This is a genomic window from Planococcus salinarum (assembly GCF_007004625.1).
Classification (GTDB): domain Bacteria; phylum Bacillota; class Bacilli; order Bacillales_A; family Planococcaceae; genus Planococcus; species Planococcus salinarum.
In genome coordinates, this window is record NZ_VIFV01000028.1 from 1 (window position 1) to 25578 (window position 25578).

The window sequence follows — 25578 nt, forward strand, 5'->3', positions numbered from 1 at the left end:
GGGCTCAAAAGTCTGGTAGCACGTTATGAAACTTTGCGTTATGCATCTTAATTGAACCGCCGTATACCGAACGGTACGTACGGTGGTGTGAGAGGTCGGGAGTTAATCGCTCCCTCCTACTCGATTATTTTTATAATAGAATTTTCTTTAACTTTCTAATGTATACCCAATCTTATTCAACGCCGATTCGATGTCCATCACATATTCTGTCTTGAGGTCCGTTAAATGGTCGCGGACTTCCGGCATTTTGACCAGCCATGGCGGCAGTCCCGTCATCATAACTTTGATGCCCATAATGTTCAGGCCGAGCACCAGGTTTTTCAATATGTCGGGGAAGCGGTTCTCCAGAAGAACGAGCTGGGATAAATCGATGATAAACGAGTGGCTGCCGTTTTTGGCTGCGTAACTCAGCGTATCTTCCATAATCTTCTGGGACCGTTCTTCGTTGATGTTTCCCTGCAGTGACAGAATCGCCAGTCCTTTTTTGATCGGGATGATCGGCACACTCAGTAAATCAATGTCTGCGACGGTATTGTCCAGATGAATAATGTAGGACAGCACTTCGGCCATGTTTTTCATGAATTGAATATTTTTGTCGGTGAAATTTTTTTCTTCTTTGTCCATGACACAGAGCGTGCCAAACACATTGCCGTAGAAATCACGGAGCGTCACGCCCAGAAATCCTTTAACTTCGAGCTGGTCCGTCACTTCCAAATCCTTCGTTAGCGTGAAAGAGCACAAATCGTTTGTGTGCATCACTTCCTGGTCGTTTTGGATGATCAGGCGGCAATAAGTTCCATCGTAATCGACCTCATAGCCTTCCGGAATAATGTAATGATCCCTGTTGAACGAACTGATGACCTCCATGGCTTTCGGTCCTTTTTGCGTCACATACGCGGTGTTCACATCCAACTCATCGCTGATCACCTCAAACAGTTTATAAGAAACCGCTTTTAATGAGTCGTGAGTGGATATTCTCTTCGTCTCGTGCATGTATCACTTTCCTCCTCAATGGCTGTCAGAGAATACCTGTCTTTTGCTGGTATTTCAATAAAACCGTCAGTTTCATAAGCCGTATTCTTCAATTCCTCTGTTATTAACCCTATAATAATCGACTTTAGATGGTCAAGACATATGCCCTTCATTTAATACTAGAGCCTGCCCCCCAACTGCTATAGACTGGAGATAGAGATAATTTTCTTTTGCAGAAGGCTTGATTCGAAATGAAGCGGGCTTTTCATGAATATAGATGTGAGCAGATTTTGAAAGGGGATTTCATATGCTGAATTTAAAATACTTGGATTTATTGGCGCAGAAATACGACAGCGAGGAAAAAGTGGCGACAGAAATCATCAACCTGGAAGCGATATTGGATCTGCCGAAAGGGACAGAGCATTTTGTCAGTGATTTGCACGGCGAGTACCAGGCGTTCCAGCATGTACTGCGAAACGGTTCGGGCAATGTGAAAGTGAAAATCAGGGATTTGTTCAAGGATGAATTAGAGGAACAGGAGCTCAATGAATTCGCGACGCTGGTTTATTACCCGGAAGAGAAACTGCAGTTGATCAAAAGCCATTTCAGCAGCAAACGGGAATTGCGGGAATGGTACATCGAAATCATCGAGCGCATGCTGAAACTGGTGTCCTATGCTGCTTCGAAATATACGCGGTCGAAATTACGCAAGGCTTTGCCGAAGCAATTTGTGTATATCATTGAAGAGTTGCTGTATAAGACGGACGAGTTTACGAACAAGAAGGAATATTACGCAAAAATGCTGGATCAGATCATCGCGCTTGGCCAGGCGGATAAACTGATCATTGGTCTGGCATATACGATGCAGCGCCTCACGGTGGATCATCTTCATGTCGTCGGCGATATTTATGACCGGGGACCGGATCCGCATAAAATCATGGATACGCTCATCGATTACCATTCCGTAGATGTTCAATGGGGTAACCACGATGTGCTGTGGCTCGGCGCTTTTTCAGGCTCAAAAGTTTGTCTGGCGAACATCATCCGGATCTGTGCACGCTATAACAACCTGGACATCATCGAGGATGTCTACGGCATCAATTTGCGGCCGCTTTTGAATTTGGCGGAAACCTATTACGAGGACAATCCCGCTTTCCATCCAAAACGGATCACAGATGAAAAGCTGACGGAGCAGGAACATCTGCAAATCACAAAAATTCACCAAGCCATTTCCATCATCCAATTCAAGCTGGAAAGCCCAATCATCAAAAGGCGTTCCTGTTTTGACATGGAGGATCGTTTGCTGCTCGAAAAAATTGATTATGAAAGGAATGAAGCGACGCTGCACGGGAAAACTTATTCCCTCGTAAACACTTGCTTCGCAACAATCGATCCGGAGCAGCCCGATAAGTTATTGGATGAAGAACAGCAAGTCATCGATAAATTATTATTCTCCATCCAGCATTCGGAGAAACTGGCGCGGCACATGAATTTCCTGATGAAAAAAGGCAGCCTTTATTTGCAGTACAACGGCAATCTGCTGATCCACGGCTGCATTCCGCTGGAAGAAAACGGTGACATGAAAAAAATGGAGATCGAAGGCAAGAACTACGCAGGCCGCGAATTGCTTGATGTCTTTGAGCAATATCTGCGCCACGCGTTTGCCCATCCGGAAGAAACCGATGATTTTGCGACCGATATGGTGTGGTACCAATGGACGGGGGAAAATTCTTCCCTGTTCGGCAAACGCGAGATGACGACTTTTGAGCGCTATTTCATCAAAGAAAAAGAGACGCATAAAGAACGGAAAAATCCGTATTACCATTTGCGCGAAGACGAAGACATGTGCCGCAAGATGCTCGCCGAATTTGATTTGAATCCGGAACACGGCCGCATCATCAACGGCCATACGCCGGTAAAAGAAATCGACGGCGAAAATCCGATCAAGGCGAACGGCAAAATGATTGTCATCGACGGCGGATTCTCAAAAGCCTATCAATCCACCACAGGGATTGCCGGTTACACGCTGTTATACAATTCCTTCGGCATGCAGCTCGTTGCCCACCAGCTGTTCACTTCGAAAGAAGAAGTGTTGACCGACGGAACCGACGTTTTGTCGATCAAACGGTTGGTCGATGAAGAACTGGAACGGAAAAAAGTCCGCGAAACCAATATCGGCAGCCAGCTCCAGCAGGAAATTGCCAACTTGAACAGTCTGCGGAAGCATCGGTATATGGATTAGGACTTAGAAATTAGAACCCCCCGAACGAAGGCTCTTATTGAGTTTTCGCTCGGGGGTATTTTTATGGGTGAACGATTTTATAGATTTTATTCGTGGTATTTTTCGTTCATTTTGAATAAAAATACAGTGTTCGAAGTGGCGGGAAAAGGGAGTTGGGCATAAAAGTGAGGAAGTTGGGCATAAACCAGCCAAAGTTGGGCATATATCGACCAAAGTTGGGCATAAAAAAATCCAACCTGAATCCAAGCAGGCTCAACACCTCGAAGATGATACTTTTCATTTATTTTGAATAAAATAAGGTGTGCTGAATTGTGAAAAGAGCCAGTTGTGAGTAAATCAGGCAAAGTTGAGAGTAAAAGAGGCAAAGTTGGGAGTAAATCGACCATAGTTGGGAGTAAACAAGCATGCCGCCCAGCATTCAGGAGACCAAACCAACACCAAAAGACAAATGGATGCTTTTCGCAGGCGAAAAGCGAAAAACCGTTCAAGTGAATTTTCCTGGAGGAGTTGTATGGGCGTTGTCAAAGGAGAAAGGGTCATTTAGCTACCTTTGTACGGTATGTTACAGTAAATGGAAGGGGTGTGATTATGAAAAAGGATTTGAAAACGTTTATTGGTCTTATACTAGGAGCCGTTCTTGGATATTTTATAATCCAACTCTTATTCGAAGACAGTGATAGTTCCATGCAAAGCTTGATTGGTATGCTTATTGGAATAATCATTACGTACGCTGTAATTATTGGAATAAAAAAAGCTGTAAGGAAAGAAGATGAACAGGAATAGTTTCAGGGTTCAACTTACAGAGGTTGGGGGCGTTAAAAATCAGTCTTATTATATTTGCCATTTTTCACATCGGCATTGGATTGCTGCTCATTTACACGAACGGAAAACTCCCCAAAATGATTACCACCTTCGGAACGATGTTTTTTGTGATGAGTTTTTGGTATTGGGGAATTGTTGTAATGGATATAGTTGATAAAGGATTTTTTAGTTAAGACATGTATACATATTTTTTTAAAATGATCCAAGTTAGGGGCTAGGAGGATTGCGTGGATTAAATACAGGATTTTATGAGCGAAAAAGAAGAGAGCCTGCATTCAGCAGGCTCTCTTCTTTTCAATTTTTGGCATGCTCATTATATACACACGATCAATCGGAATAGTTATGATGTTTATATGTTATTTGCGTGTTAATAAAAAGGTTTCGGACTTTCCTTCCCACCTGATGACAGCCTCATTCTCCTGGCTTTCATGAAGCTTCAAGCCTTTGCCCTGGCTCGTTATGACAAGGGAATTTTCTTCATTCAAACTATTATTTGTTCCGCTCGAAGATCCAACTTCATAATCAATAGTTTCTGGTGGGTTGCCATCTCCGATATAGGTTAGAGTAGCAACATCTTTTTCCCGTTCACCTTCTTGATACATCACCACATACTCAATCTCCCAGTTCTCTCCCGCACCGGCAAACACCAGCTGATCCTCGCCGCCACCGCCGCTCGAGATATTCTCGAACATCGATGAGTTGGAAGCAAAAAGCACAAGAAAGACGATGACGGCAACGGCTGCAAGACCGGATACCACAGTCGGGATGAAGTGCTGCCGTTTGCGGCTGAGCTTGTTGTGCAGTCCGGCAAGGGTATCCCGTTTTGCAGATTCGGAAAGCTCCGCGCTTTTCATTTCTTCGAAAAGGGGGTCGAAGTCATTTTGTTGGCTCATTTACAAAACCGTCCTTTCGGGTGTATTCCTGCTTCAAAGCCTCAAACGCCCGCGCGGCCTTGGCTTTTACCTTCGCTTCCGTCCAGCCGAGGATATAGGCGGTTTCTTTGATGGAGCGCTCATTCACTTTGCGGAGAATCAGTACGTCGCGGTAATCCTTCTTCAAATGGTCAAAAGCTTCATACAGTCTGGCAAGCTCTTCATTGCGCAGAATGGAAGACTCGGGGCTCAACGAAGAAGTATCCACATCGTTTTTGCCGTCCCATTTCAAAAAACTGATCAGCCCTTTTCTCCGGAAATGATCGTAAGTCACATTGCGCGCAATCTTCAACAGCCACGTCGACTCGGAAGACTGCCACTGGAACTTGTGGAAATTTTTGAAGGCTTTATAGAAGGTGTCCTGTGTCAGGTCCTCTGCGGTCTCTTTGTTTTTGACCAGCCAGTATATATAGCGGTAAACCGTTTTATTGTGTGCGAGAAACAATCTTTCCACTTCTTCGTCCATGTTTTCCCCTCCTTACCGGTCCAGACGAGTGAGCTGGATAAAAGTAGCGCTTTTTATATGGAGTGGCTGGTATTAAGTGTAAATGATTCAATCTGGAATGGCAGAGCTCACAGCAATTAATTAAATAAAATACATAAATATGGGAATTATGAAACTCTTACTGGTATAAATCGTATACCAATAAAAGGGAGGGAAACCCATGCTGAATAAAAATAAAAGGATAATGTTAGTTGTTTTAAGTTTTGGCATGCTGCTGTTTGGCTTATTGCTTGCCGGTTGTTCCCAAACAGGAGCGGGAGATTTCGATAAGGATGCAATTGAAGAGGTCCTTGCGATTCAATTCAACGGACCCGACGAGGAGTTCATAGACGTGATGTGGAATCCTGAATACAAAACGGTCGTCGACGGCGCAGAAGTAAATGAGAAGTTTGATAAGTACATCCAGGAGACATACGGTGAATATTTTACGGAAAGCGCACTCGATACCTTTATGAGGACATTCGGGGGTGCCTACCAGAGTTTTGCCCATTCGAATGATTATACGCTGAACCTTAAAGGGGTAACAATCGAAGAAAGTGAAAAGGTGTCGAATAAATATACCTTTACAGCGCAGGTGGGCTATCAGAAAGAATCTGGAGAAGAGGAGATTGCTGATGTTGAAGGAGTGGTTCTGTTTTCGCCAGCAGAAAAGAAGATAGGCAAGTTCCAATATGGAAATGACTCAGGCCTTTCAGATGAACTGAGAAAATAATTTCTCTGGAGATAGTTTTTGTAAAATTCATATGCCATCGCTTCCGTTTCATTTCAGACACTGAAGGGTAACTTTTGAATAAAGCCCTGCCTTGGAAAATGAACGGTGAGGAAGTGGACCAATGGTCGATATGATATTGTATGATGGCTGGAAAAGCATTTTTCGCGTCGCAATTATGTGCTTATTGACGTATCCCTTCCTCGTTGTTTTGCTGCGCTTTTTTGGAAAACGGACTCTTACGAATGAAAATATATTTGATTTCATCATAACCGTGACGTATGGTGCGACTTTGGCAAGCATTATCACAAATGACAAAGTCACTTTTGCCGATGGCGTGGTTCTCCTGGTCATGCTGACATTGCTGCAATACATCGTCACAAAACTGTCGGTGAATTCCAAACGTTTCTCGGATTATATAAAAGCCACACCAGCGTTCTTGTATTACGATGGCCGGTTTAATGAAGAGCTGATGCTAAAAGAACGTCTTCGAAAAGAAGACTTAAGAAGCAAAGTGCGACAGCAGGGCCTGAACTCGTTCGAGAACGTGGAAGCAATCGTTCTTGAAGGGGACGGTTCGCTGTCCATTATAAAAAAAGCCGATGTCGAAACGAAAGATGCCCTGGAAGGTGTGGCCGAAAAATGGGGAGGAAACTAAAACAACCCCGAATTTTAACAGCTGCCAGCTGAATAAAATAAAAAAGAAGGCCGACGGAATGATTCCGTTGACCTTCTTTTTATGGTGAAGCTACTCCTGCGCCGTTCGCCAGAAAAGGGATCTCCCCTGATAGGCGACGAGACTGACGAGGCCCAATAACAGGCCGGATAACACAAAGACACTGCGAATGCCGTAAGCATCTGCCAGAATTCCCATCATTAAAGAAGCAATTCCGAATGTGCCGGTGCCAATTGCCCCGAGCGTCGTATAGACAGTCGGCAGTTGAGCGGTTGGCACACTGGTCTGCACCACGGTTTGCTGCGGAATGTTTTTGAGTTGGCTGAAAACTCCGACGAGAAATGAAAAGAGCAACGCCAGCAGCGGCAGGCTGTTCAGTCCGAAGAGAATGGTCACCAGACTGGTGAGTGCCGATCCCCAAAAGATGAGAGAACTGAGCCGCTGGTCAATCCAGTCGGCAAATTTCAAACAAAAGAGGCTGCCGCCAATCAATCCCAAAAAGAAGGAGCCGTTGATGAATCCCCACCATTTTTCGTCGACCAGCAACGCGTCGCTGACGAATACAAACAGGATGGCGGCAATCCACACGGTGCCGGCAATTGTTTCCATTACATCCATCCAGGCAATGCGCTTCAGCACGGGCGATTGGGTGACGGTCTTCCAGCCTTTGCTGATTTGCCGCCATTTGCCCTGCGATTTGGCAGGGGTGAAGTCCGCCGGTTCCAGGCTGATCAACAGCATGCTCGACAGCAGGAACAACCCGGCCGCTATCCACAGCAGGTCGTTTGCTGTCAGCCAAATCAGCAGGGAACTGCCGACAAACCACATGGCTGTCTGGATAAACTGGGTCACCGTTTCGGTTAGGCTGTTTGCTTTCAGCAGGTGTTCATTCTTCACATAAAGCGGAATCAGCGATTGCGTGACCGGATTTGCGCAGCCGTCCAGCAACGCCGCAAGGCTGATGATAAAAAACAGCCAGACAAAATTGGATAGAGCCAACTGCGGCATCAGGAAAGCCAGTGCAAGCAGCAATCCGGTTTTCCCTATTTGAGACACTGCCAGCAGCCACTTAAGATTCCAGCGCTCCATGAGCAGAGGCGTCAGGGTGTTTGACAGGAACATCGAAGCGGTAATGGTAAAAGGAACGAAAGCCGCCGCGGTTGCGGACCCGGTCAGTTCAAAAATCAGGTAAATAATGCTGACGATGTATAGGATATCGCCAATATTGGCAAGCGATTGTCCCGTCAGCAGCAAGTGGAAATTTCTATTCAGTTTCATATAAAAGGTCCCCCAAGAATTAAATTCGTATATAAGCTATTAAATTCGGGGGAAACTCAAATTGGACGAACAGTCATGGGCGATTTTCCTTTCGGTTGGAAGATAAATCCTTGGGGTGATTTATCTGGCGAGTTTATTAATTTTATTATACGTGAAATAGTCTGAAAATAAATGGTGATGAAAGAAAATATTGGATATAGTAGAAGGAACCAAGTGATGGAAAGTATCGAGTTTCAGAAAAAAAGATCGGCGCCTCTTCTTCGGCGTGTCCCAGCATAAACGAAAGGAGTTTCCTGATGAAAAAAGGATTGACTGCGGATTCACTTGAAATAAAAGAATTTCTCCACGGTTTGATTCGCAAAATGCACCTGGAGCTCGAAAGCCGGATTGTCGGCGTGTACCTCCACGGTTCGCTTGCCATGGGCGGCTTTAATCCGGCCAGGAGCGATATCGACTTGCTGGTGGTGACGGACGTTCCGGTGGGGATGGCGGAAAAGCAGAAACTGGTGTCGCTCTTTTTGGAGCAGTCGGGCAACCCGTTCCCGGTGGAAGTCAGCTTCCTGAATGTTTCGCAGCTGGTGGAGTGGAAGTTTCCGACGCCATACGATTTTCATTTCAGCGAATATTGGCGGGACCGCTATGAACTGGATGTTGCACAAGGAACGAATGTCTGTCTTGATGGAGAAGAAAAATACGACATTGATCTGGCGGCACATATCACGATTCTGAATCACCGGGGCATTTGCATCGAAGGCCGACCGATCCACGAGATTTTCCCGACCGTGCCGAAAGCCGATTATCTTTCTTCCATCCTTGATGACTATGCGGATTGCCTGGAAGGGATTCCCGAAAAGCCGGTTTACAGCATGCTGAATTTGATACGGGTTTACTGGTACCTCAAAGAAGGGGAAATATGTTCTAAGAAAGAAGCGGGTGTATGGGGAGCTGAAAACCTGCCCGCAAAGTTTGGCGCAACCGTTGAAAAGGGACTGGCCGTCTATACGGGGGAAAAGATGGAGGTGCAGTTTCATGAGACGGAGTTAAAGCAACTGAGGGATTATATAAATGGGAAAGTCGAGAGCTTCGGGATTTGAATCCGTTTGTTCCTGAAATAGAGTTTTTTTATACATACCAGTTACTCCACAATGAAATTAAAACAAAACCACGAACTTCAAGTAACGGGTTGTAAGGGGAAATTTGGTGAAAACTGAAGTGATATTCTTATTTTCTCTGGTGACGGCAACATTGGCGGTGGCACTGTTCAATATGGCGAAAGTGGAAAAACTGGAGAAAAGAATAAAAGAATTGGAGAAAAAGTGAAAACTGTAGAGCCTTTATCATAACGAAAAGAGCAAGTGCTAAAAGAAAAGCACCTTGTTCTTTTTTTGTCCATACAAACCAAGTTAAGAAAGACTCTCTTTTTCCTGCAACGGGTTTTCTGGGGAAGCGGGAGAAAGAGCGTCCGCGTTCGATTGCTGATTCTGAAAATTGACCTTGGAACCGACAAAGAAAAAGCCGGCCGTTATTAAACCATAAAATATCCACCCGCTGACTTTCATGTATATCAGCAGCTCTCCATACCCACCAACTCCATGCGTGTGGACCATCCAGGCTTTTAACGAATTTTGAAACACGCTGCTGGCGAAAAACAGCAAGGTCAGCAGTTGAAATCACATAAAGACCCCTTTTTTCGAAAATGCGGCGAAGCTGTCTTCTTTCGCAAAGCCTTGCAGATAAACAAAGTCGACAGCAAAACGCAGAGCCAGGGGTTTCCTGATCAAAACAGAAATCAGGAAGATCATTCCATATGCATAGCCCAGATAAACCTGGTTCCACAGCATGCTTTCTGCATTTTGTGAAAGTAAATTGATCATGGTTCCAAGGAAAAGCGACAGTAAAATCGATATCCCCGCAATATTAAATTGACGTTCTATGGCAAAGCGGTAAATCGTGTAGAAAAATCCGGGAATGGTGGAAAGCAGCATCGCGTAATAATCACCCAGAGGCTCCCGGCCGTAGTTCCAGATAAAATAGGGAAGGACCACATAACAAACGATATCAAAGACAATGAATTTCTTCATAGCTTTGACTCCTTCCCTTCGAAATAATGCCGGATGGCTTGGTCGATGAATGTAATGATTTCCTGTTCGAAGACAAAGAAGCGAAGATGAGGCTCCCGTTTTTTATTCAGCTCCCATACCTTCTGAGCCAATTCGGCATTACCTTCGTAAACCCGGTCCACCAAATCCATCCATCGTTTTGCCAATCTTTGGGCATCAGGGCTTTGTGGGTCTTTATGCAAATTGGCACGCACGTCCTGCGTAAGGTCGCGCCAAAGCTTCTCTTCTTGACTGTGGTCTCCCGGGCCAGAAAATTTGTTCAGGACAAGCTGCTCATCTTCCGTGAAATGCTTGGCCCAAAGCTCCCTCAAGAGGCTTTTGTCGGCCGGAAATGTAGAAAACGTGTTGAAAATCATCTCCCAATTCGTATCTTCCTCCGTTTCGACAATGGTCAGCAACGTATTGATAGCCGTCTCCATCTTCTTTAAATTTTCCTGCTCTGCCAGAATCATTTTCTTCCGCATCGAAAGTACGCTGTGCAGGTCGAATTCCCGATTGGAAAGAAACTGCTGAATCGTCTCAAGCGCGAATCCGAGGTCTTTCAGCATGAGAATATAATGGAGTTTTGAAATATCTTCATTCGAATAAAAGCGGTGTCCGGCCTCATTCTTATGAGTTGGCAGCAATAATCCGATTTCATCGTAATAGCGTAAGGTTCGTATTGAAGCATGGCTCATTTTGGCAAGTTTTCCGATCGAATACATGAACATCCCCGTTTCCATTATGTATTTATTTCCATTATAAAACCTTCCGTAACGGAAGGTGCAAGTGGTTTTTAGAAAAATTTACAAAAGGCAGTCAGTTTGTAGAACTGTATTGGATAAGTCCCTGATAATGTAAAAGGTTTATTAAAAGTATACATAGAATAGGTAAAAAAGAGATATGCAATAAGCAAAAGTCAGGAGTGGCTTTCCATGATTAAAACGCCCATTCATTTAATGGAAGAAGTCGTTTTTTCAAAGAAGGATGCCGGTGTTGAGGATTATTCGATATGCGACGCGGACTGGCGGGATCAATACGGATTGGCTTTGTATATATTGGCGAAACGGAAGCGCTGGCTTGTCGTGAATGGTAAGTGGATTCCATCCCCAATCACAAACGCCAGCCCGTTTATCCGCTGGTTGGATAGGGATCGTCTTCTTCTCGTGCAGCGCAGAAGCCGAGGGCATGAACCGAATGTCCACATCGCAAATCGGGATGGTGAAATAGTTGGCTCTTTTCACGCGGGCGATGCGATTGAAGATGTGGTGGTGGGTCCGGAAGGCATTTGGATCAGCTATTATTACGGAACTTTGAGGAAAGGGTTGCCAGCTGAAAAGCTTGTCCTGTTCGATTTAAAGGGAACTCCTCTTTTCAAATATGAATCAGACTTGCCAACCAAACCCGACATACTGGAGGTGCTGGCGCTGGTCAAAGGCGAGGAGTCCTCGATCTGGATGGTTCCTTTAACAAAGCCGCTGGTGAAAATCGTTCCTGAAACCAAGTCAATCATTGTACACGAAGATCCGAAACTGCTGAATGCGGGAACTTTTGCCGCCAGCATCCGTGGGGATTTCGTCTACTTTGTGCTGGAGGACACCCAATGGGCCTATGCCTGTCGAATCGGGGAAGAGTTGGCGCAGCCCATCGGCAAGATTGAAGGCTTATCAAGAGGGCTCGGTCCGTGTGAATCCTACAATTTTATCGCCTATCCAAAAACGGGTGGAGTAGTGAAGCTGTACCGGATTCAGAATAAAGAAGAGTATTTTTTGGCGTGAAAATGAGAATATACCCTGAAAATTATTGCTTTTAAATCAGCTCCAGAAGATCCGCGATTTTATAGAGAGTTATAAGGAACTGGAAGGCTGATGGAGCCTTCCGGTTTTTATGTCTGTGGAGAGGAGCGGGTGTTTTTTCGCAAGACAATTTGTGCATAGAATGGGAAGGCAGTTTCTAATTTTTTCAAATTTATTCTGCCGGTTTTGTCGCTTTTCGCCTGCGAAAAGCATCCATTCTGTCTTTGGTCTTGGATTGTGGAGAAGTTTGAGTAAAAAAGTCACTCCATTGGAGCACTGGTTGTATATATTATTCGGATATCGAGGTTCAGGAGAATATATCGACGTTCAGAGAATTATATCTACGTTCAAAAAAATATATCAACGCTCAACCTCAGATATCAACGTTCGCTGAGTTTCCCCATATTTTTATAAAGAGCTCTTTGCATTATGGTAAAATATAGTTAGAAAATTCCAACAAAAAACTGTTCCAGAAAAGCAGAGGGGAGAGAGTCCGATTAGAAAATTCAAATGGCTGGTGGCTACAATGATGCTGTTCCTTATACTTACAGGCTGTTCATCGGATGAAGAAGTGTTGCGGGTAGGAACACCATTTCAGGAAGGTGAGACAAACGGTGTAGAGTTCCATACTGACATTACGGATTCAGAGTTGGTAACGGATTTGAGGGATGTTATAAATCTGGAGAAGGAAGTGGAAAAGCCTGCTGATTTGGAGATGAAAGCCGATGTCTTCTTTACATTGGATCTGCCTCAGGAAGGGATATCCGAAATTCGGCGCTACGTTTGGTATTTGGAAGATGGCAGCACCCTTCTAACTCACGAAGATCCTATGGATAGCACAGAAGATGACCGCGGATTTTATATGTTAGCTGCGGAACAGACCCAAGAGTTGAAGGGGATACTTGAGCATTAAAGGGCTAAGTTGCAAGGGGAATATGTATAGCAAGAACGAGTCGTTGAAATTCAAACCATGACGTAAGAGTATGGTTAAATGGAGGGGTAAAAAATGTCTAAAATCACCTTCCTTGCGTCCTCAAAACCTTTTGAAATGCCTGAGGAAATTGAAAAGTATAATAGTCGAACAGAATTCGAAAGCGAAGAAGATGTTCATTTCTTCACGGTTCAAAAACTGGATGATGAATGGCTGAAAGAAATTGAAGGGTTGTTTTCTTTGCCTTATCTGTACGAAGTGGAAGGAATCGAAAGCTGTTGGTTTTTGAACTATCTTGAAAAATACATGGAAACGGGAGATGTGTTCAAGGTTTATAGTGTCCCGAATCAGCATGCTTTGGAAAAATACATACAAGAACTTCGAGAAAATCCGGAACCCATCAGAGTGAATACCGGAAGTCTGACATACCAGGACATTTATGGCCTGTATCAATTAAATCCGAAAAAATGGGTGGAGGAGCTGAGCCATCGGAATTATTTAAGCCCACGCGGTGTAACGACTTTTGAAAAGTTTTAGAAAGTTTCTGGATTGATGTGATGCCTCAATTTCCAGGGATGATGATAACAGGGAAAGGAAGTGCAACCCAATGGAATTCGAAACGGTTATGCAGGAACTCGAAGCATTGAGCAAAGAGCGGATGAAAAAGATATACATGTCGAACGGAGCGCGTGAGCCGCTTTTTGGTGTGACAACAGGTGAAATGAAACCGATTGCCAAGAAAATAAAGGTCGACCAGGAATTGGCCGAGCAATTGTATGCGACGGGAAATTACGATGCGATGTATTTTGCCGGCATCATCGCCGATCCGAAAGCGATGACGGCAGCGGATTACGACCGTTGGATGGATTCCGCGTATTTCTATATGATCTCTGATTTTGTGGTTGCAGTGACCTTGTCTGAATCGGACATTGCGCAGGAAGTAGCCGACAGATGGATTGCAAGCGGCGACGAGTTGCGTATGTCCGCGGGCTGGAGCTGCTATTGCTGGCTTCTCGGAAGCCGCAAAGACGGGGAGTTTTCGGAGAGCAAGATTTCCGGCATGCTCGACCTTGTGAAAGACACAATCTACGATTCGCCGGAACGCACCATCCACGACGCACCGGAACGCACCAAATTGGCGATGAATAATTTCATCGAAACGGTCGGAGTTTCGTATAAGCCATTGACCGAAAAAGCATTGGAAACGGCAAGGCAGGTAGGTACCGTTGAAATGAAGCGGGAAGGCAAGAAAAACAGTTTTTTGAATGCCACCGCAGCCATCGAAAAAGCGATGGAAAAAGACAGAATCGGTTTCAAGCGGAAATATGTAAGATGTTAACTTAATTTGGATAGATAAAGAAGGAGTTCGCTGCAAATAACGGGTTCTGTTTCCTATCACAAAACTCAAAAATGCGATTGCAAATGTAATAAAAAATGTATAAATAAAATCCAATCCAATCTTTGAGGAATTCTGGAAATTCAGAGTTCCCATATCGGGGTCTTTTTTTACCGGAATTTATGAATAATTGGTTTTTATATGGAAAAAGGATATAGTGAAGATAAGATTCATAACGAAGCATTCGAATGATTTGAAATCATCAGATAGAAGTAAGTTTTTTCTCCAATATAAATAATTAGTAGCGGGTGAAAGTATATGAATTGGATAATTTTATTTTTTATCGTACTAGGAATAACTGGTGTTTTATTACTCTTTTATGGTATTAAAGATAAATCTTTAGCGTTACTTCTTTTCGGTATCGGTGCTTTGATAGCACCGATACTATTCTATACAAATTTGGCTTTTTTAATGCCTATGATACCAGCGGTTGTGATGGGAATTCTGTATTTTTCACAGAAAAAGTCGGATACCACTTAAACATATCTGCGAATAGTTCTGGATTCTAAAAGAAAGGAGTGAGAGAGATACCAAACTGTCAAAATTGCAATCATCAGTGGAGTTGGTCTGATACAGTTATAATTGGGTTTAAAAACAACAAAAATTGTCCGAATTGTGAAAAAAGACAATATGTATCTCAAAGAACGCAATTAGGGATTTCTTTATTTACTTTCGTTCCGCTATTCATAATTGTTTTTTTAAGTTCCTTTTTCGATTTAAACAAGGTAGTTTTTATTTCTTTTTTCATCTTATTTTTTCTCGGCATGTTCACCTATGTCCCTTTTACAATCAAACTTTCAAATGAACAAAAACCTCTATGGTGAAATTGGAGAAGTAAAAATAACACCTCATTTAGTCAGAAACTCTGTTAATCCAGAGTTCCTCCGCTTGAGGTGTTTTTTCGTGTTCTCTTTCCGTCTCTCTCGTACCCTTTTATTGGTAAATTTGTGTAAGGCAACTGATAGGTTGATTTGCTAGTCATTTTAATAGACATTTTAATGTTTTGCGATATGAAACGAAACCCCTTACGCTGCAAAACTCCTTCTTTTTTTCGTGGCAAACGTGGTATTTGAGAGTAACTGGAAGCTACTGGGTATTATTGGTACAATTGCAAGCAATAAAAGATTGTGCAAACCGCTTACGGAAGGAGGGCTCCTATCTTTTATCCATTTACGCTATACACCGGAATCATTGTGGCCGTCATTTATTGCTTCATTTACTGGAAGCTTTCCAATCTTGGGGGATTTCGGAAGCCTCTATTTGCCTACGCGGTAGTGGTCCAGCTGTCTTTCTTAATTCTGTATGCCTGGATCAACAATGCTTTCAAGGGCGATATTAATTTTTCCCGAGAATGGACAGATGCATATGCAATTGGAATCATCATTTTCTATTTTCTGATGATCTTGCCCTTTTTCATTGCATTGGGAATCCACATCTATAAAGGCGTAGGGAAACTGGAAATCACCAGGACGGCGAAAGTAACGATGATGATAATCTATACCTTGTTTAGCCTGGTCTTTTCCGTCACTGGTTTTTACCTGCATCTCTTTTTCTATTACGGGCTTGCGCCATAAATCGACTGGAAGGAATCATTTCCCGTCCTTCTTGTAGCGGTTGCCGGTATTCATGTAAATCAGTCCGAATACTATTAGGATTCCCAGTAATACGCCACCGGCAATCACCAGGGCAGTCAGTTGAAAAAAGCCACCCAAAGTAAGCAACGCAATGGGAAATATAAAGCTCAAGATCAATTTGCCCGTCGCTTTGCACAAAGCGACTTCGTCGTATTTTTCCTTCTCTTCTTTCGGCAGTGTATTATAGCCCGCGATCAGCATTGCGCCTTTGCCTTGCAGCAGGTAAAGGCCGAGAGCAAGCAGAAGCAGAATTCCGCCCAGAGAAATAAGTAATTCCGATGCCATTGAAAAAACCCCTCATCATGATAATTTTTGGGACTGCCCCTGATCTGTTTCTTTAACCTCATTTTGAATGGTTCCAGGAACATTTTCAATCCTTTGAAATTTTCTCCTACCTGAGTTCACCTGCAAAAGCGATCCTGCATGAATCAAGTCCAACCATCCATATTTGGCTGAAGAACAAGCTTATACCTAGCCGCAAAGCAGAAACGTATCTATGAGTTTCTGCTCTTTTTTATTGTCTGGGAGCGGACGGAAGAGAAATCTCAAAACCAAAATCACATTTTTTAATAGAAGTGCTTGCAGTTTTCGCAAGAACCTTATATGCTATAAAACGTAATGATTACTATTTACATAATTACTGTTTCTCAGAAAGGTGGACTACAGATGGATCCAAAAATTCCGGTGACGGTCCTGAGCGGCTACCTGGGCTCGGGCAAGACTACTTTGCTGAATAATATCCTGCACAATCGCGACGGGCTGAAAGTGGCCGTCATTGTCAATGACATGAGCGAAGTGAACATAGATGCTTCATTGGTTGAACAGGGCGGGTTTTCACGAACTGAGGAAAAGTTGGTGGAAATGCAAAATGGCTGTATTTGCTGCACGCTTCGGGAAGATTTGGTCCTTGAAGTGGAAAAGCTGGCGAAGCTTGGAACAATCGACTATATCGTCATCGAGTCGTCGGGAATCAGCGAACCGGTTCCGGTAGCGCAGACTTTTTCTTATCTGGATGAAAACCTTGGGATCAACCTGGCCGATTTTTGCACGCTCGACACGATGGTGACGGTGGTGGACGCTGCAAGGTTTTGGGCGGACTTTGCTTCGGGGGAGACACTGCTCGAACGAAAAGAAGCGGCGACAGAGGATGACGTGCGGGAAATCGCTGATTTGTTGATTGATCAGATTGAATTTGCGAACGTGTTGGTCGTCAACAAGTTGGATAAAGTGACGGAAGAGAAAGGCGAGGAATTGAAAGCCGTTCTGAAGCGCTTGAATCCGGACGCCAAAATCATCGGAACGGTGTATTCACATGTCGACAATCAGGACGTGCTGAACACAAAGCGGTTCGATTTTGAAAAATCCAGCCAAAGCGCAGGATGGATAAAGGAATTGAATGAAGAGCACATTCCCGAAACCGAAGAATATGGCATTGGCTCTTTTGTCTTCCGGAGCACCAGGCCATTTCATCCGGAACGGTTGATGGACTGGATTGTCGATTGGCCGGTGGAAGTGGTGAGGGCCAAAGGTTTCTTATGGCTCTCCACACGGGATAAAGTTGCGGTACTGCTGTCCCAGGCCGGTCCCTCTTTGAGCATTGAAAGAGCGGGCGCATGGGATTTGGGGTACGGCGTGAAGATGACCGAGCTTGTTCTGATCGGAGTGGGCATGGATCAGCAGGCCATTACGGAAGAGTTGGATCGCTGTTTACTGACGGAAGAAGAAATGACGATGGATTGGAAAACGTTCCAGGATCCCTTGCCGGCATTTTACGAAGAAGTTTAAACGAGAAAGGAGGTATGAAAAATGCGCGTAAACATTACATTGGCCTGCACCGAAACAGGTGACCGCAATTATTCGACGGTGAAGAACAAACGCAATAACCCGGAACGCCTGGAAATGAAGAAATACTGTCCGCGGCTAAGAAGAGTTACATTGCACCGCGAAACAAAATAAAAAAATTTCCATAATTTTAAATCGTAATAATTACTAATTGGAAGGAGAGATGGACATGGCCAAAAAATCAAAAGTGGCGAAACACCACAAACAGCAAAGGATGGTAGCCCGCTATGCGGAGCTTCGCCAGGAACTGAAGGAAAAAGGGGATTACGTTGCGCTAAGCAAACTGCCGCGGAATTCTTCTCCGACCCGTCTGAAGAACCGCTGTGAGGTAACCGGCAGGCCAAGAGGCTATATGCGCAAATTCAACATGTCCCGGATCGCGTTCCGGAACCTCGCCCACCAAGGCCAATTGCCGGGCGTCAAAAAAGCCAGCTGGTAAAATAGGTTGTATACTTTTCAACAAACCAATGAGCAGGGACGTGGAAAAAGTGAATGAGCGGTTAATGGATTTTTTATTGAAGAGCGAAATTGCCAGGCTTCCCGAGGAAAAGCGAAAACTGTACCAATTCGTAACCGAGGCAGAAGATTCACTGGCCGAAAAAGCGGCGACAGTGGATGAATTCTACAGCCTGGTGCTGGCGGACTCTCCCGTTAACGCCGCCATGAATTATTTCCAATGGCCATATCATAAGGTTGTCGCAATGCTCATGGAGGTTGAAGATGAGCTGGACCAAAAAATCAAGCACCGCAGCAAGAGAGTGAAATGGATCGAATTTGGAGCGGGACAAAATCCGGAACTGATGGATGAAGGAAACAAAAGACTGTTCTTATTCATCAATTAGCCGGTTCGTGTTTCTTGAACGAATCCAGTAAGAGTAAAGAGCTGAGAAGTGCATGGGGAAGGAGCGCCGGGTCATGTTCAAATGGATAATTGTCGGCGGTGGTATTCAAGGAATAACAATGGCGAGTTACTTGATAAAGCAGAAAAAGATTGCGGTGGAAGACCTGGTCATCATTGATCAGCATGCGGAACCGCTGGCGAATTGGCGGCGCTGCACCAATGCCATTTCCATGCCTTATTTACGTTCGCCGGGTGTCCATCATCTGGATGTGAACCCTTTCAGCCTGGACGCATTCGTCAAAAGCAATGGCGCCAATGAAGCGGGTTCTTTCCTGGGAAGGTTTAAGCGGCCTTCGCTTCTTTTGTTTGAAAACCATTGCGATCACCTTATCAACGATTTGGCGTTGAAACAGGCCTGGGTTCAAGGAACCGTGGAAGCCGTCAGCAAAATTACAGCGGGGTGGCAGGTGCATCTGCAAAACGCGGATAAGGTACAGGGAGAAAATCTGGTGCTGGCCATCGGCAACAGTGAACAATTGAGTTGGCCGGAATGGGCCGTGACGTTGAAAGACCAATGCCAGGCCCCGGTCTATCATATTTTCGATCCGGCGCTGCCGGAGTTCGAGGAAATGCAAGCGCCATTTACTGTGGTGGGCGGAGGAATCACGGCGGTCCATTTGGCCATGAAGTTGAGCACTTTGTTTCCGGAGCAGGTGACGCTGCTGAAGCGGCATCCGTTCCGCATCCATGATTTTGACAGTGATCCTGGCTGGCTGGGGCCAAAAAAACAAATTTCGTTCCGGAAAGCGTCTTCCTACCAGAAGCGGCGCATGCTGATTTCCCAGGCGCGCCATAAAGGTTCGATTCCAAGGGACCTGCACATCAAACTGCTGCACCAGCAACGGAAAAATAAGCTGCAGATCGAAGAAGCACAGGTCCATCATGCCGCATTTGAAACAGATGCAGTCCAGCTGTATGACGAGACCGACCGCTTGCTTCATCAGAGCGGAACGGTGCTGTTGGCCACCGGCTTCGAATCGATGATGCCGGGTGGAACCTGGCTGCCGTCTGTCATCAAAGAGAACCGGTTGAAATGTGCCAATTGCGGATTTCCTATCGTCAACGGCAATCTGCAATGGGATCAAAACCTATATGTAATGGGTTCGCTGGCTGAACTCGAAATAGGTCCGATTGCCAAAAATATTTCCGGTGCCCGGCAGGCGGCTGAGCGCATTATTGGAGCGCATTAAGCTGGTTTTACAAGATTCCGATGTTTTCTGGATAGCAGAAATAATCTCCAAAAGAAAAGGCACTGCCCGAAACAATCGGACAGTGCCTTTTTTGGTTTTATTGGCTGGGCCACGTTTTCGAAATGTAATTCTCGAACACCTGCCGGGAAGTGAAGGTCGGCGTAAACCCGAATTCCTGCTTCAGGCGGCTATTGTCCAATACCGGCCGATAGCGCAGGAAGTTAATCTGTTCTTCGCCGTATTGGCTCAGATTCAAGCGTTTCAACACGAACAAGCCATTTTTCACCACCACTGCCGGTAAGCGCAGCACTTTCTTCTCGAGCAGCCGGCCAAGATCCGTTATGGTCAGGGCTCCGTCGCCGGCGACATTGAACACGCCGGTCGTGTCATTCGAGATTGCCTGAATCAGACATGCCACCACATCCTGATCCCAGATAAAGACGAACGGACTTTCCGAGCCACGGATGCCGAGAAGCACTTGTTTCTCGAATAAGGCGGTGATTTGATTGTTCACATTCTGTCCGAGAATCGTACCGATGCGGAAAATGACCTGTTGGAGTTCGGGATGCTTTTCGCGGTAATCCGCCAGCATTTCCTCAACCAGCCGCTTATGGTGGGAGTAGGCGAATTCTTCATTGCCGCGCAAGCGATCCGTTTCCGTCAGCCAGTCCGGATTATCGGCATGGTAACCATAGGCCGCACCGCTCGAAGTCACGACGATCCGTTTGACCTCGTTTGCGACACAGGCTTCCAAAACGTTTTGTGTACCCAGGACATCTACGGAATATTCGAACTCCCGGTTGCTCTTCTTGCCTGGCGTCACGATTGATGCCAAGTGTACGACGGTATCGACTTTCTGGTCTTTCATGAACTCGGTAAATTCAGAAGCGCGGACGTCCATTTTATGATAGCTCGTATGCGCGCCGGTTTCATAATGGGGCTGATCCCGAATGTCTGTCGCGACGATGCGCCAGGGTTTCTCTTCGGCCGAAATTCTCTTCTCCAGTTGTTGCACGAGCTGGCTGCCGATATAACCTGCAGCGCCTGTTATCAAAATTTTCATACCGTCACACTCTCCACTTTTGGTGCCGGTCGTTTGGACCAGAATGTTGCAAGGGCCAAGCCGGTCACAATATGCCAGATTGACCACCATGCCGCTACAATCGCCATGCCGCCCAAGCCATCAAAGAAATTGAAAACGAGGATGAGGGCGAGACCCGAATTCTGGATGCCGATTTCAATGGCGATCGCACGGCGGTCCCGTTCCGGCAGTTTGAAAGCGCGTGAGGTAAAATACCCGGTCAGGATGGCGATCATATTGTGCAGGAATACGGCCAGAACCACCATGCTGACAAATTCCAGGAAGTAGTTGAAGTTCGCTGCCAGAGCTCCGGCAACAAACACAAGGAAAAATCCTATCGAAAAGCGCTTCATGAATCGACTGGCTTTTGATGACCAGCGGGGTGCCTTATGGTTCACATACATGCCCAGAGCCAAAGGGATGCCGAGCAGGATGACAATCGTTTGGACGAGATCGATGGGATGAATCATAAAAGAACGCAGGATTTCGCGCGTTGGTCCGTATAATGAGCCCCACAGCATCACATTCAAAGGCGTCATGAACAGCGAGAATGCGGTGGACACCGCAGACATGCTGATGGACAGCGGCGTGTTGCCTTTTGCGAGATGCGTCAGGAAATTCGACAGGTTTCCGCCGGGAGCTGCCGCCACCAGGAACATGCCGAGGGCGATACTGGGCTGCGGCTGCAGGATCAGCACAAGGAGAAACGTCAGCGCCGGCATGATGATAAACTGCGCACTCAGCCCGATGATGAACGGCTTGGGCGAGCGCAGCGTCCGTTTGAAATCAGCGGGCTTCAAGTCCAGTGCGACACCGAACATGATGAAGCCGATCAGGATATTCATCAACAGCAAAGTCGCAGGGTTGAAATTGAGTTGAACCTCATCGATGCCCATGGTTTATTTCCCCTTTGGTTCGGCGTGTAAGTCTTTGAAATACCTCAGACCCGGTGCCCACATATGCTGCACGGGATTGACGTCGCAATGGATCACCGCGCATTTGCCGGTGGCGTATGCCTGTTCAAGTGCAAACTGCAGATCATTCGGATCGCTGACGCGAGCCCCGTAAGCGCCCATGCTTTCCGCGAGTTTATCGAATTTGATTTCGCCAAGGTCCGATTTGATGCTCTCTTCCGCACTGAGCGATTTCTTGATCAGCGTCTTCACCGGTTTCAGGGCGAAATGCTGGTTCATCTTCACCATGCCCCATTGCTTATCGCAGAATACAATGTAGATTACTTGCAGGTTGTTGCGCACAGCGGTTTCAATTTCCTGCGGATGGAAGCCCATCGCGCCGTCGCCGATCATGCAGACAACGGGTTTCCCGGGATTTGCCACCGCCGCACCAAGTGCCTGTGCAGTGCCGGCGCCGAGCATGCCGAATTTGAAGGTCGAAAAGACGGTGCCCGGTTTTTCGATCTGGTAATAGAAGTTTGCCCAGATGGTGGTGTTGCCGCCATCAAAGACGACAGGTGTATCTTTCGGAAAGACCTTTTGGACAGTGGCCGGAATAATGGCGGAATTCATCGGCACTGACGTATCGGAAAGTTTTTCATCGAGTTTTTTCCGGTCTTTCGCACGTTCCTGACCGAAGTGTTCGACATATTTTTTCATTGCATCTGTATTTAATTGGTCTTTTTTCATTTCAATTTTTTTGTGAAGCTTTGTCAGAAAGCTCGCGATGTCGCCGTGGATAGCCAATTCGACAGGTTTGTTGCCGCCCAGTATGCCGGGGTCCAGATCCACTTGGATGACTTGCTGGTCTTTGTTCCAATAGGGTGCTTTGCCCCACCAATCGGTTTCACCGAGGCGTGAACCGAGCACCAGCACCAAATCGGATTCATTGCGTATATTGTTATTCGCTTCGATATGAATCATCGGCATGGCATGAGGGCTGCTTTCCGGGATCGCACCGCGTCCTGCCCAGCTTGTCGTTACGAAAGTGTTGAGCAATTTGGCCACTTTTTCGAGCTGCTCCGAAGCTTGCGCATGGAGTACGCCATAACCAGCGTGGATGATCGGGAATTTCGCTTGCAGAAGCAATTCCACGGTTTGGTCAATCTGCGCATCGGAAGGTTCCGGCTGCGTCATGGAGCGGTATTGATGCGGCTGCCAGAAAGTGGGCTCATCTTTGAATTTTCCGTTGATGATGTTTTCCGGAATGTCGAGATGCACCACACCCGGCCGTCCCTCGTAGCATTTGCGGAGCGCCCGCCGCATCATTTCCGGAATCCGGTCAAAGGAAGGAACGGCTTCACTCCATTTCGCGAGCTGTGAAATCACACCGGATTGGTTGAAGCATTGATACGTTCCAACGCGGTCCGGATACATAATGCCGGTGCGGCGTGAACTTGTGATGACGAGGACGCGATTTCCTTCCGCTTCCTCGACTACCAGGCCCGGCAAAATATTCGCCACGCCGGGTCCGTTGCTCGCCATGCAGACGCCCAATTTTCCAGTGGCGCGGGCGTAAGCTCCCGCCATATGCGCCGCACTCGTTTCATGGCGCGGTGTAACAAGTTCGATGCCATGTGGTTCCAGCTTGGAATAGAAGCCGAAATACGTGCCATCAATAATACCGAATACATTTTGAACCCCTTCAATTTGCAGCATTCTTGCCAATACTCCGCCGCCTGTAATTTCTCCCATTTTTCATTCCCCCATTAAGTCAGTCACCAGATTTTTGTAAATGTCCGTGATGTCTTGCCGTGTCGGTATCTTGCGGTTCGTTTCGATGCCGTTGCCGGACAGTGCATCTTCCACCAACAGCGGGATGGATCTTATTAACTCATCCAAGTCGAGCCGTTTTCGTGCTTCTTCCTTTAATTCGAATAGAGCATTCAGCTCTTCAATAAAGTAGAGAACACTTTTGGCGCCGAGCGCGTCCGCAATTGCAGTGTAGCGTTCATGCGCCGCCTCTTTTCCGAACGCGATGACGTACGGATGCATCAGCGCGACGCTCAAGCCGTGCGGCAGCGAAAATCGCGTGCCAAGCGGACGCGCCGTCGCATGTGCCAGATTGGTCGAACTGTTGGAAAAGGCGAGACCCGCAAACATGCTTCCCCTAAGCATGTCGTCGCGCGCCTGCAAATTCTGCGGTTCGCGGTATGCGGTCCGGATGGATCCTCCGATGGCGCGGATGGCTTCAAGCGCAAAAACATCGCTTATCGGCGTCGCGCGGGTGGACACATACGCTTCAATTGCGTGTGCCAAGGCATCCAAACCGGTTTCGGCTGTGATTTTGGGCGACATGCTGAGCGTCAATTCCGGATCCAGCACAACGACATCAGGAATTAATGACGGATGCCCCGGATTCAATTTACGCTTCTGTTTAGTTTCGGTGATGACCGTCACCTTCGTCACTTCACTGCCGGTTCCGGCGGTGGTGGGCATCGCAATCAACGGGATTTTGTTCAATGGTCCCTGTTGCGGAATATCACGTAACGTCAGCCCTTTGTTCGCAGCCAGTACCGATAAGGCTTTGCCCAAGTCCAGCGCCGTACCTCCACCGATCGCCAAAATGCCGTCATCCTTCGAACGCTCGAAGCTTACTAATGCATCTTGCAGATGCCCGGTCGTCGGTTCACTTTGAAAAGCTGTGAAGTAGTGAAGCGAAATGCCGTTTGCTGCGAGGTGCTCAAATGTTTTCGCCAGGGACTTTTTGCCTCGTTCGCTGATCATTACGAAAAGAGAAGTTGCCTGGATTGCCTCACAGGCCGCTTTCAGATTGCTGATACTGCCGGCGCCGTGAATGATTCGCGGGGCAAAGTGCGTCGTCGAAGCCAGTTGACTCACCGTCCTTGCCTTGTCATTTTGAGCCGAAACACATACATTTCGGGTTTTACGACGCTTGTGTAATATTCAATTGGCTGCCCGGCCGTATCCGTGATCAGGCGGTCGACCACCAGTCCGTTGACGCCAGGATCCAGTTCCAGTTTTTCAGCGTCGTCCCTTTGTAAGGGCTTACAATTTATGGCCTGCTCGGCTTCATGCATCGTGACGTTCAGGTCATTTTCCAAAACGTCATAAATGGTGATGTTATCCAAATCATACCTTTCGAGCGCGGCACCCAGTTCCGTCGCGTAATAATGGCTTTCGATCGCAATCGGTTCGCCGTCCGCTGTCCGCAACCGTTTGATCAGATGCAGCCGGTCTTTCTTCATATAAGAGGCAACCAGCTCCGGCGGATCCACAACGCCGCTGAACAGGAGCTTCGAACCGGGCTTCATGCCCATCCCTTTCACCGTATCGGTCAAACTGTTGATCGCATGCAGCCATTCGTGCACTTGTTTGTTGCGCTTGATGAACGTGCCCTTGCCATGCACCTTCTCCAGGATTCCATCATTTACGAGATGGTTGATCGCTTCGCGAATCGTCGTCCGGCTGACGGCGAAGCGTTCCATCAACTCCCGTTCACTGGGTACTTTCTCTTGATACGCCCCGTCCGCAATTTCCTGCTTCAGCAAATCCCGTATCTGAAAATGATAGGGAACAGGGCTCTCTGTATCGAACATTCGAATCCCCCTTATATTCATCATGACGTCACTACCAGTTGGTATACTTGTTATTATAA

At 46.3% G+C, this 25578-nt stretch carries 31 protein-coding genes; 17 read left to right on the top strand and 14 right to left on the bottom strand.

The annotated features are described in order from the left end of the window. Window positions 1-147 precede the first annotated feature (147 nt). On the bottom strand, window positions 148-993 hold the full coding sequence (locus DIJ65_RS13245; protein WP_117303047.1) for an STAS domain-containing protein: 846 nt from the start codon (window positions 991-993) through the stop codon (window positions 148-150). A 289-nt stretch (window positions 994-1282) separates the two neighbouring features. On the opposite strand from DIJ65_RS13245, the gene DIJ65_RS13250 reads away from it, so the two are divergent. Continuing rightward, entirely contained in the window at window positions 1283-3214 is a 1932-nt protein-coding gene (locus tag DIJ65_RS13250) for a fructose-1,6-bisphosphatase (protein WP_142836505.1), read from the top strand. An 86-nt stretch (window positions 3215-3300) separates the two neighbouring features. On the opposite strand, the gene DIJ65_RS13255 is transcribed toward DIJ65_RS13250, so the two are convergent. Continuing rightward, window positions 3301-3702: a hypothetical protein gene (locus DIJ65_RS13255; RefSeq protein ID WP_071152301.1), complete on the bottom strand. Its 402-nt coding sequence runs from the start codon at window positions 3700-3702 to the stop codon at window positions 3301-3303. 100 nt (window positions 3703-3802) lie between these two features. Here DIJ65_RS13255 and DIJ65_RS13260 point away from each other — a divergent pair, with 100 nt between their 5' ends. Continuing rightward, window positions 3803-3997, top strand: coding sequence for a hypothetical protein (locus DIJ65_RS13260; protein ID WP_117303044.1), 195 nt, complete (start codon window positions 3803-3805; stop codon window positions 3995-3997). Window positions 3998-4392: 395 nt separating this feature from the next. Here DIJ65_RS13260 and DIJ65_RS13265 read toward each other — a convergent pair whose 3' ends face one another. After that, the gene (locus tag DIJ65_RS13265) at window positions 4393-4929 is read right to left on the bottom strand and encodes a hypothetical protein (RefSeq protein ID WP_071152299.1); all 537 of its coding nucleotides are present in this window, start codon (window positions 4927-4929) and stop codon (window positions 4393-4395) included. Then, window positions 4913-5434, bottom strand: a complete 522-nt coding sequence (locus tag DIJ65_RS13270; protein WP_071152298.1) for an RNA polymerase sigma factor — start codon at window positions 5432-5434, stop codon at window positions 4913-4915. The genes DIJ65_RS13265 and DIJ65_RS13270 overlap by 17 nt, the downstream gene beginning before the upstream one ends. Before the next feature lie 199 nt (window positions 5435-5633). On the opposite strand from DIJ65_RS13270, the gene DIJ65_RS13275 reads away from it, so the two are divergent. Continuing rightward, window positions 5634-6185 carry a hypothetical protein gene (locus tag DIJ65_RS13275; protein ID WP_117303042.1) on the top strand — a complete coding sequence of 184 codons (552 nt, stop codon included), beginning with the start codon at window positions 5634-5636 and terminating at the stop codon, window positions 6183-6185. Window positions 6186-6306: 121 nt separating this feature from the next. Further along, window positions 6307-6840 carry a DUF421 domain-containing protein gene (locus tag DIJ65_RS13280; protein ID WP_084226102.1) on the top strand — a complete coding sequence of 178 codons (534 nt, stop codon included), beginning with the start codon at window positions 6307-6309 and terminating at the stop codon, window positions 6838-6840. A 90-nt stretch (window positions 6841-6930) separates the two neighbouring features. Here DIJ65_RS13280 and DIJ65_RS13285 read toward each other — a convergent pair whose 3' ends face one another. Next, on the bottom strand, window positions 6931-8136 hold the full coding sequence (locus tag DIJ65_RS13285) for an MFS transporter (protein ID WP_071152296.1): 1206 nt from the start codon (window positions 8134-8136) through the stop codon (window positions 6931-6933). 296 nt (window positions 8137-8432) lie between these two features. Here DIJ65_RS13285 and DIJ65_RS13290 point away from each other — a divergent pair, with 296 nt between their 5' ends. Continuing rightward, on the top strand, window positions 8433-9230 hold the full coding sequence (locus tag DIJ65_RS13290; protein ID WP_071152295.1) for an aminoglycoside adenylyltransferase domain-containing protein: 798 nt from the start codon (window positions 8433-8435) through the stop codon (window positions 9228-9230). A gap of 127 nt (window positions 9231-9357) precedes the next feature. Here DIJ65_RS13290 and DIJ65_RS16600 read toward each other — a convergent pair whose 3' ends face one another. Genes DIJ65_RS16600 through DIJ65_RS13300 form a run of 3 tightly spaced genes read right to left on the bottom strand, consistent with a single transcriptional unit; the run spans window position 9358 to window position 10960 of the window. Further along, window positions 9358-9810, bottom strand: coding sequence for a hypothetical protein (locus DIJ65_RS16600; RefSeq protein ID WP_230321429.1), 453 nt, complete (start codon window positions 9808-9810; stop codon window positions 9358-9360). Beyond that, a complete protein-coding gene (locus tag DIJ65_RS16605; protein WP_230321427.1) occupies window positions 9807-10217 on the bottom strand; it encodes a VC0807 family protein in 411 nt (136 codons plus the stop codon). The genes DIJ65_RS16600 and DIJ65_RS16605 overlap by 4 nt, the downstream gene beginning before the upstream one ends. Beyond that, entirely contained in the window at window positions 10214-10960 is a 747-nt protein-coding gene (locus tag DIJ65_RS13300) for a MerR family transcriptional regulator (RefSeq protein WP_071152302.1), read from the bottom strand. The genes DIJ65_RS16605 and DIJ65_RS13300 overlap by 4 nt, the downstream gene beginning before the upstream one ends. Window positions 10961-11170: 210 nt before the next feature. Between DIJ65_RS13300 and DIJ65_RS13305 the strand changes: the two genes are divergently transcribed. The 7 genes from DIJ65_RS13305 to DIJ65_RS13335 all read left to right on the top strand — a co-directional run bounded on the left by DIJ65_RS13305 (window position 11171) and on the right by DIJ65_RS13335 (window position 15932). Then, window positions 11171-12013, top strand: a complete 843-nt coding sequence (locus DIJ65_RS13305; RefSeq protein WP_071152294.1) for a hypothetical protein — start codon at window positions 11171-11173, stop codon at window positions 12011-12013. 547 nt (window positions 12014-12560) lie between these two features. Next, window positions 12561-12944, top strand: coding sequence for a hypothetical protein (locus DIJ65_RS13310; RefSeq protein ID WP_071152293.1), 384 nt, complete (start codon window positions 12561-12563; stop codon window positions 12942-12944). Between the two features lie 93 nt (window positions 12945-13037). Beyond that, window positions 13038-13499: a hypothetical protein gene (locus DIJ65_RS13315; protein ID WP_071152292.1), complete on the top strand. Its 462-nt coding sequence runs from the start codon at window positions 13038-13040 to the stop codon at window positions 13497-13499. A gap of 70 nt (window positions 13500-13569) precedes the next feature. Next, window positions 13570-14301 carry a DNA alkylation repair protein gene (locus tag DIJ65_RS13320; protein WP_071152291.1) on the top strand — a complete coding sequence of 244 codons (732 nt, stop codon included), beginning with the start codon at window positions 13570-13572 and terminating at the stop codon, window positions 14299-14301. A 315-nt stretch (window positions 14302-14616) separates the two neighbouring features. Next, window positions 14617-14838 (top strand): hypothetical protein, encoded by a 222-nt coding sequence (locus DIJ65_RS13325; protein ID WP_071152290.1) that lies wholly within the window; start codon window positions 14617-14619, stop codon window positions 14836-14838. Between the two features lie 38 nt (window positions 14839-14876). After that, a complete protein-coding gene (locus DIJ65_RS16725) occupies window positions 14877-15182 on the top strand; it encodes a TIGR04104 family putative zinc finger protein (RefSeq protein WP_084226101.1) in 306 nt (101 codons plus the stop codon). 369 nt (window positions 15183-15551) lie between these two features. Next, window positions 15552-15932 (top strand): hypothetical protein, encoded by a 381-nt coding sequence (locus tag DIJ65_RS13335; protein WP_142836502.1) that lies wholly within the window; start codon window positions 15552-15554, stop codon window positions 15930-15932. A gap of 15 nt (window positions 15933-15947) precedes the next feature. On the opposite strand, the gene DIJ65_RS13340 is transcribed toward DIJ65_RS13335, so the two are convergent. After that, window positions 15948-16277 carry a DUF3784 domain-containing protein gene (locus DIJ65_RS13340; protein ID WP_071152288.1) on the bottom strand — a complete coding sequence of 110 codons (330 nt, stop codon included), beginning with the start codon at window positions 16275-16277 and terminating at the stop codon, window positions 15948-15950. A gap of 381 nt (window positions 16278-16658) precedes the next feature. Between DIJ65_RS13340 and DIJ65_RS13345 the strand changes: the two genes are divergently transcribed. The 5 genes from DIJ65_RS13345 to DIJ65_RS13365 all read left to right on the top strand — a co-directional run bounded on the left by DIJ65_RS13345 (window position 16659) and on the right by DIJ65_RS13365 (window position 19925). After that, complete coding sequence (locus DIJ65_RS13345; protein WP_071152287.1) at window positions 16659-17777, top strand: GTP-binding protein; 1119 nt, start codon at window positions 16659-16661, stop codon at window positions 17775-17777. 21 nt (window positions 17778-17798) lie between these two features. Then, window positions 17799-17948 (top strand): 50S ribosomal protein L33, encoded by a 150-nt coding sequence (gene rpmG / locus DIJ65_RS13350; protein ID WP_071152286.1) that lies wholly within the window; start codon window positions 17799-17801, stop codon window positions 17946-17948. 55 nt (window positions 17949-18003) lie between these two features. Further along, on the top strand, window positions 18004-18273 hold the full coding sequence (gene rpsN / locus DIJ65_RS13355) for a 30S ribosomal protein S14 (RefSeq protein ID WP_071152285.1): 270 nt from the start codon (window positions 18004-18006) through the stop codon (window positions 18271-18273). A 49-nt stretch (window positions 18274-18322) separates the two neighbouring features. Continuing rightward, window positions 18323-18676 (top strand): hypothetical protein, encoded by a 354-nt coding sequence (locus DIJ65_RS13360; protein WP_142836503.1) that lies wholly within the window; start codon window positions 18323-18325, stop codon window positions 18674-18676. A gap of 73 nt (window positions 18677-18749) precedes the next feature. Continuing rightward, complete coding sequence (locus tag DIJ65_RS13365) at window positions 18750-19925, top strand: FAD-dependent oxidoreductase (protein ID WP_117303041.1); 1176 nt, start codon at window positions 18750-18752, stop codon at window positions 19923-19925. A 97-nt stretch (window positions 19926-20022) separates the two neighbouring features. Here the strand turns inward: DIJ65_RS13365 and DIJ65_RS13370 are convergent, their stop codons facing one another. The 5 genes from DIJ65_RS13370 to DIJ65_RS13390 are packed head-to-tail and all read right to left on the bottom strand — an operon-like array spanning window position 20023 to window position 25519. Further along, window positions 20023-20988 carry an SDR family oxidoreductase gene (locus DIJ65_RS13370; protein WP_117303039.1) on the bottom strand — a complete coding sequence of 322 codons (966 nt, stop codon included), beginning with the start codon at window positions 20986-20988 and terminating at the stop codon, window positions 20023-20025. After that, on the bottom strand, window positions 20985-21902 hold the full coding sequence (locus tag DIJ65_RS13375) for a bile acid:sodium symporter family protein (protein WP_071152283.1): 918 nt from the start codon (window positions 21900-21902) through the stop codon (window positions 20985-20987). The genes DIJ65_RS13370 and DIJ65_RS13375 overlap by 4 nt, the downstream gene beginning before the upstream one ends. A 3-nt stretch (window positions 21903-21905) precedes the next feature. After that, a complete protein-coding gene (locus DIJ65_RS13380) occupies window positions 21906-23654 on the bottom strand; it encodes a thiamine pyrophosphate-binding protein (protein ID WP_117303038.1) in 1749 nt (582 codons plus the stop codon). Window positions 23655-23657: 3 nt separating this feature from the next. Continuing rightward, the gene (locus DIJ65_RS13385; protein WP_185959556.1) at window positions 23658-24800 is read right to left on the bottom strand and encodes an iron-containing alcohol dehydrogenase; all 1143 of its coding nucleotides are present in this window, start codon (window positions 24798-24800) and stop codon (window positions 23658-23660) included. After that, on the bottom strand, window positions 24797-25519 hold the full coding sequence (locus DIJ65_RS13390) for a GntR family transcriptional regulator (protein WP_117303035.1): 723 nt from the start codon (window positions 25517-25519) through the stop codon (window positions 24797-24799). Before DIJ65_RS13390 ends, DIJ65_RS13385 begins: the two co-directional genes overlap by 4 nt. Window positions 25520-25578 lie beyond the last annotated feature (59 nt).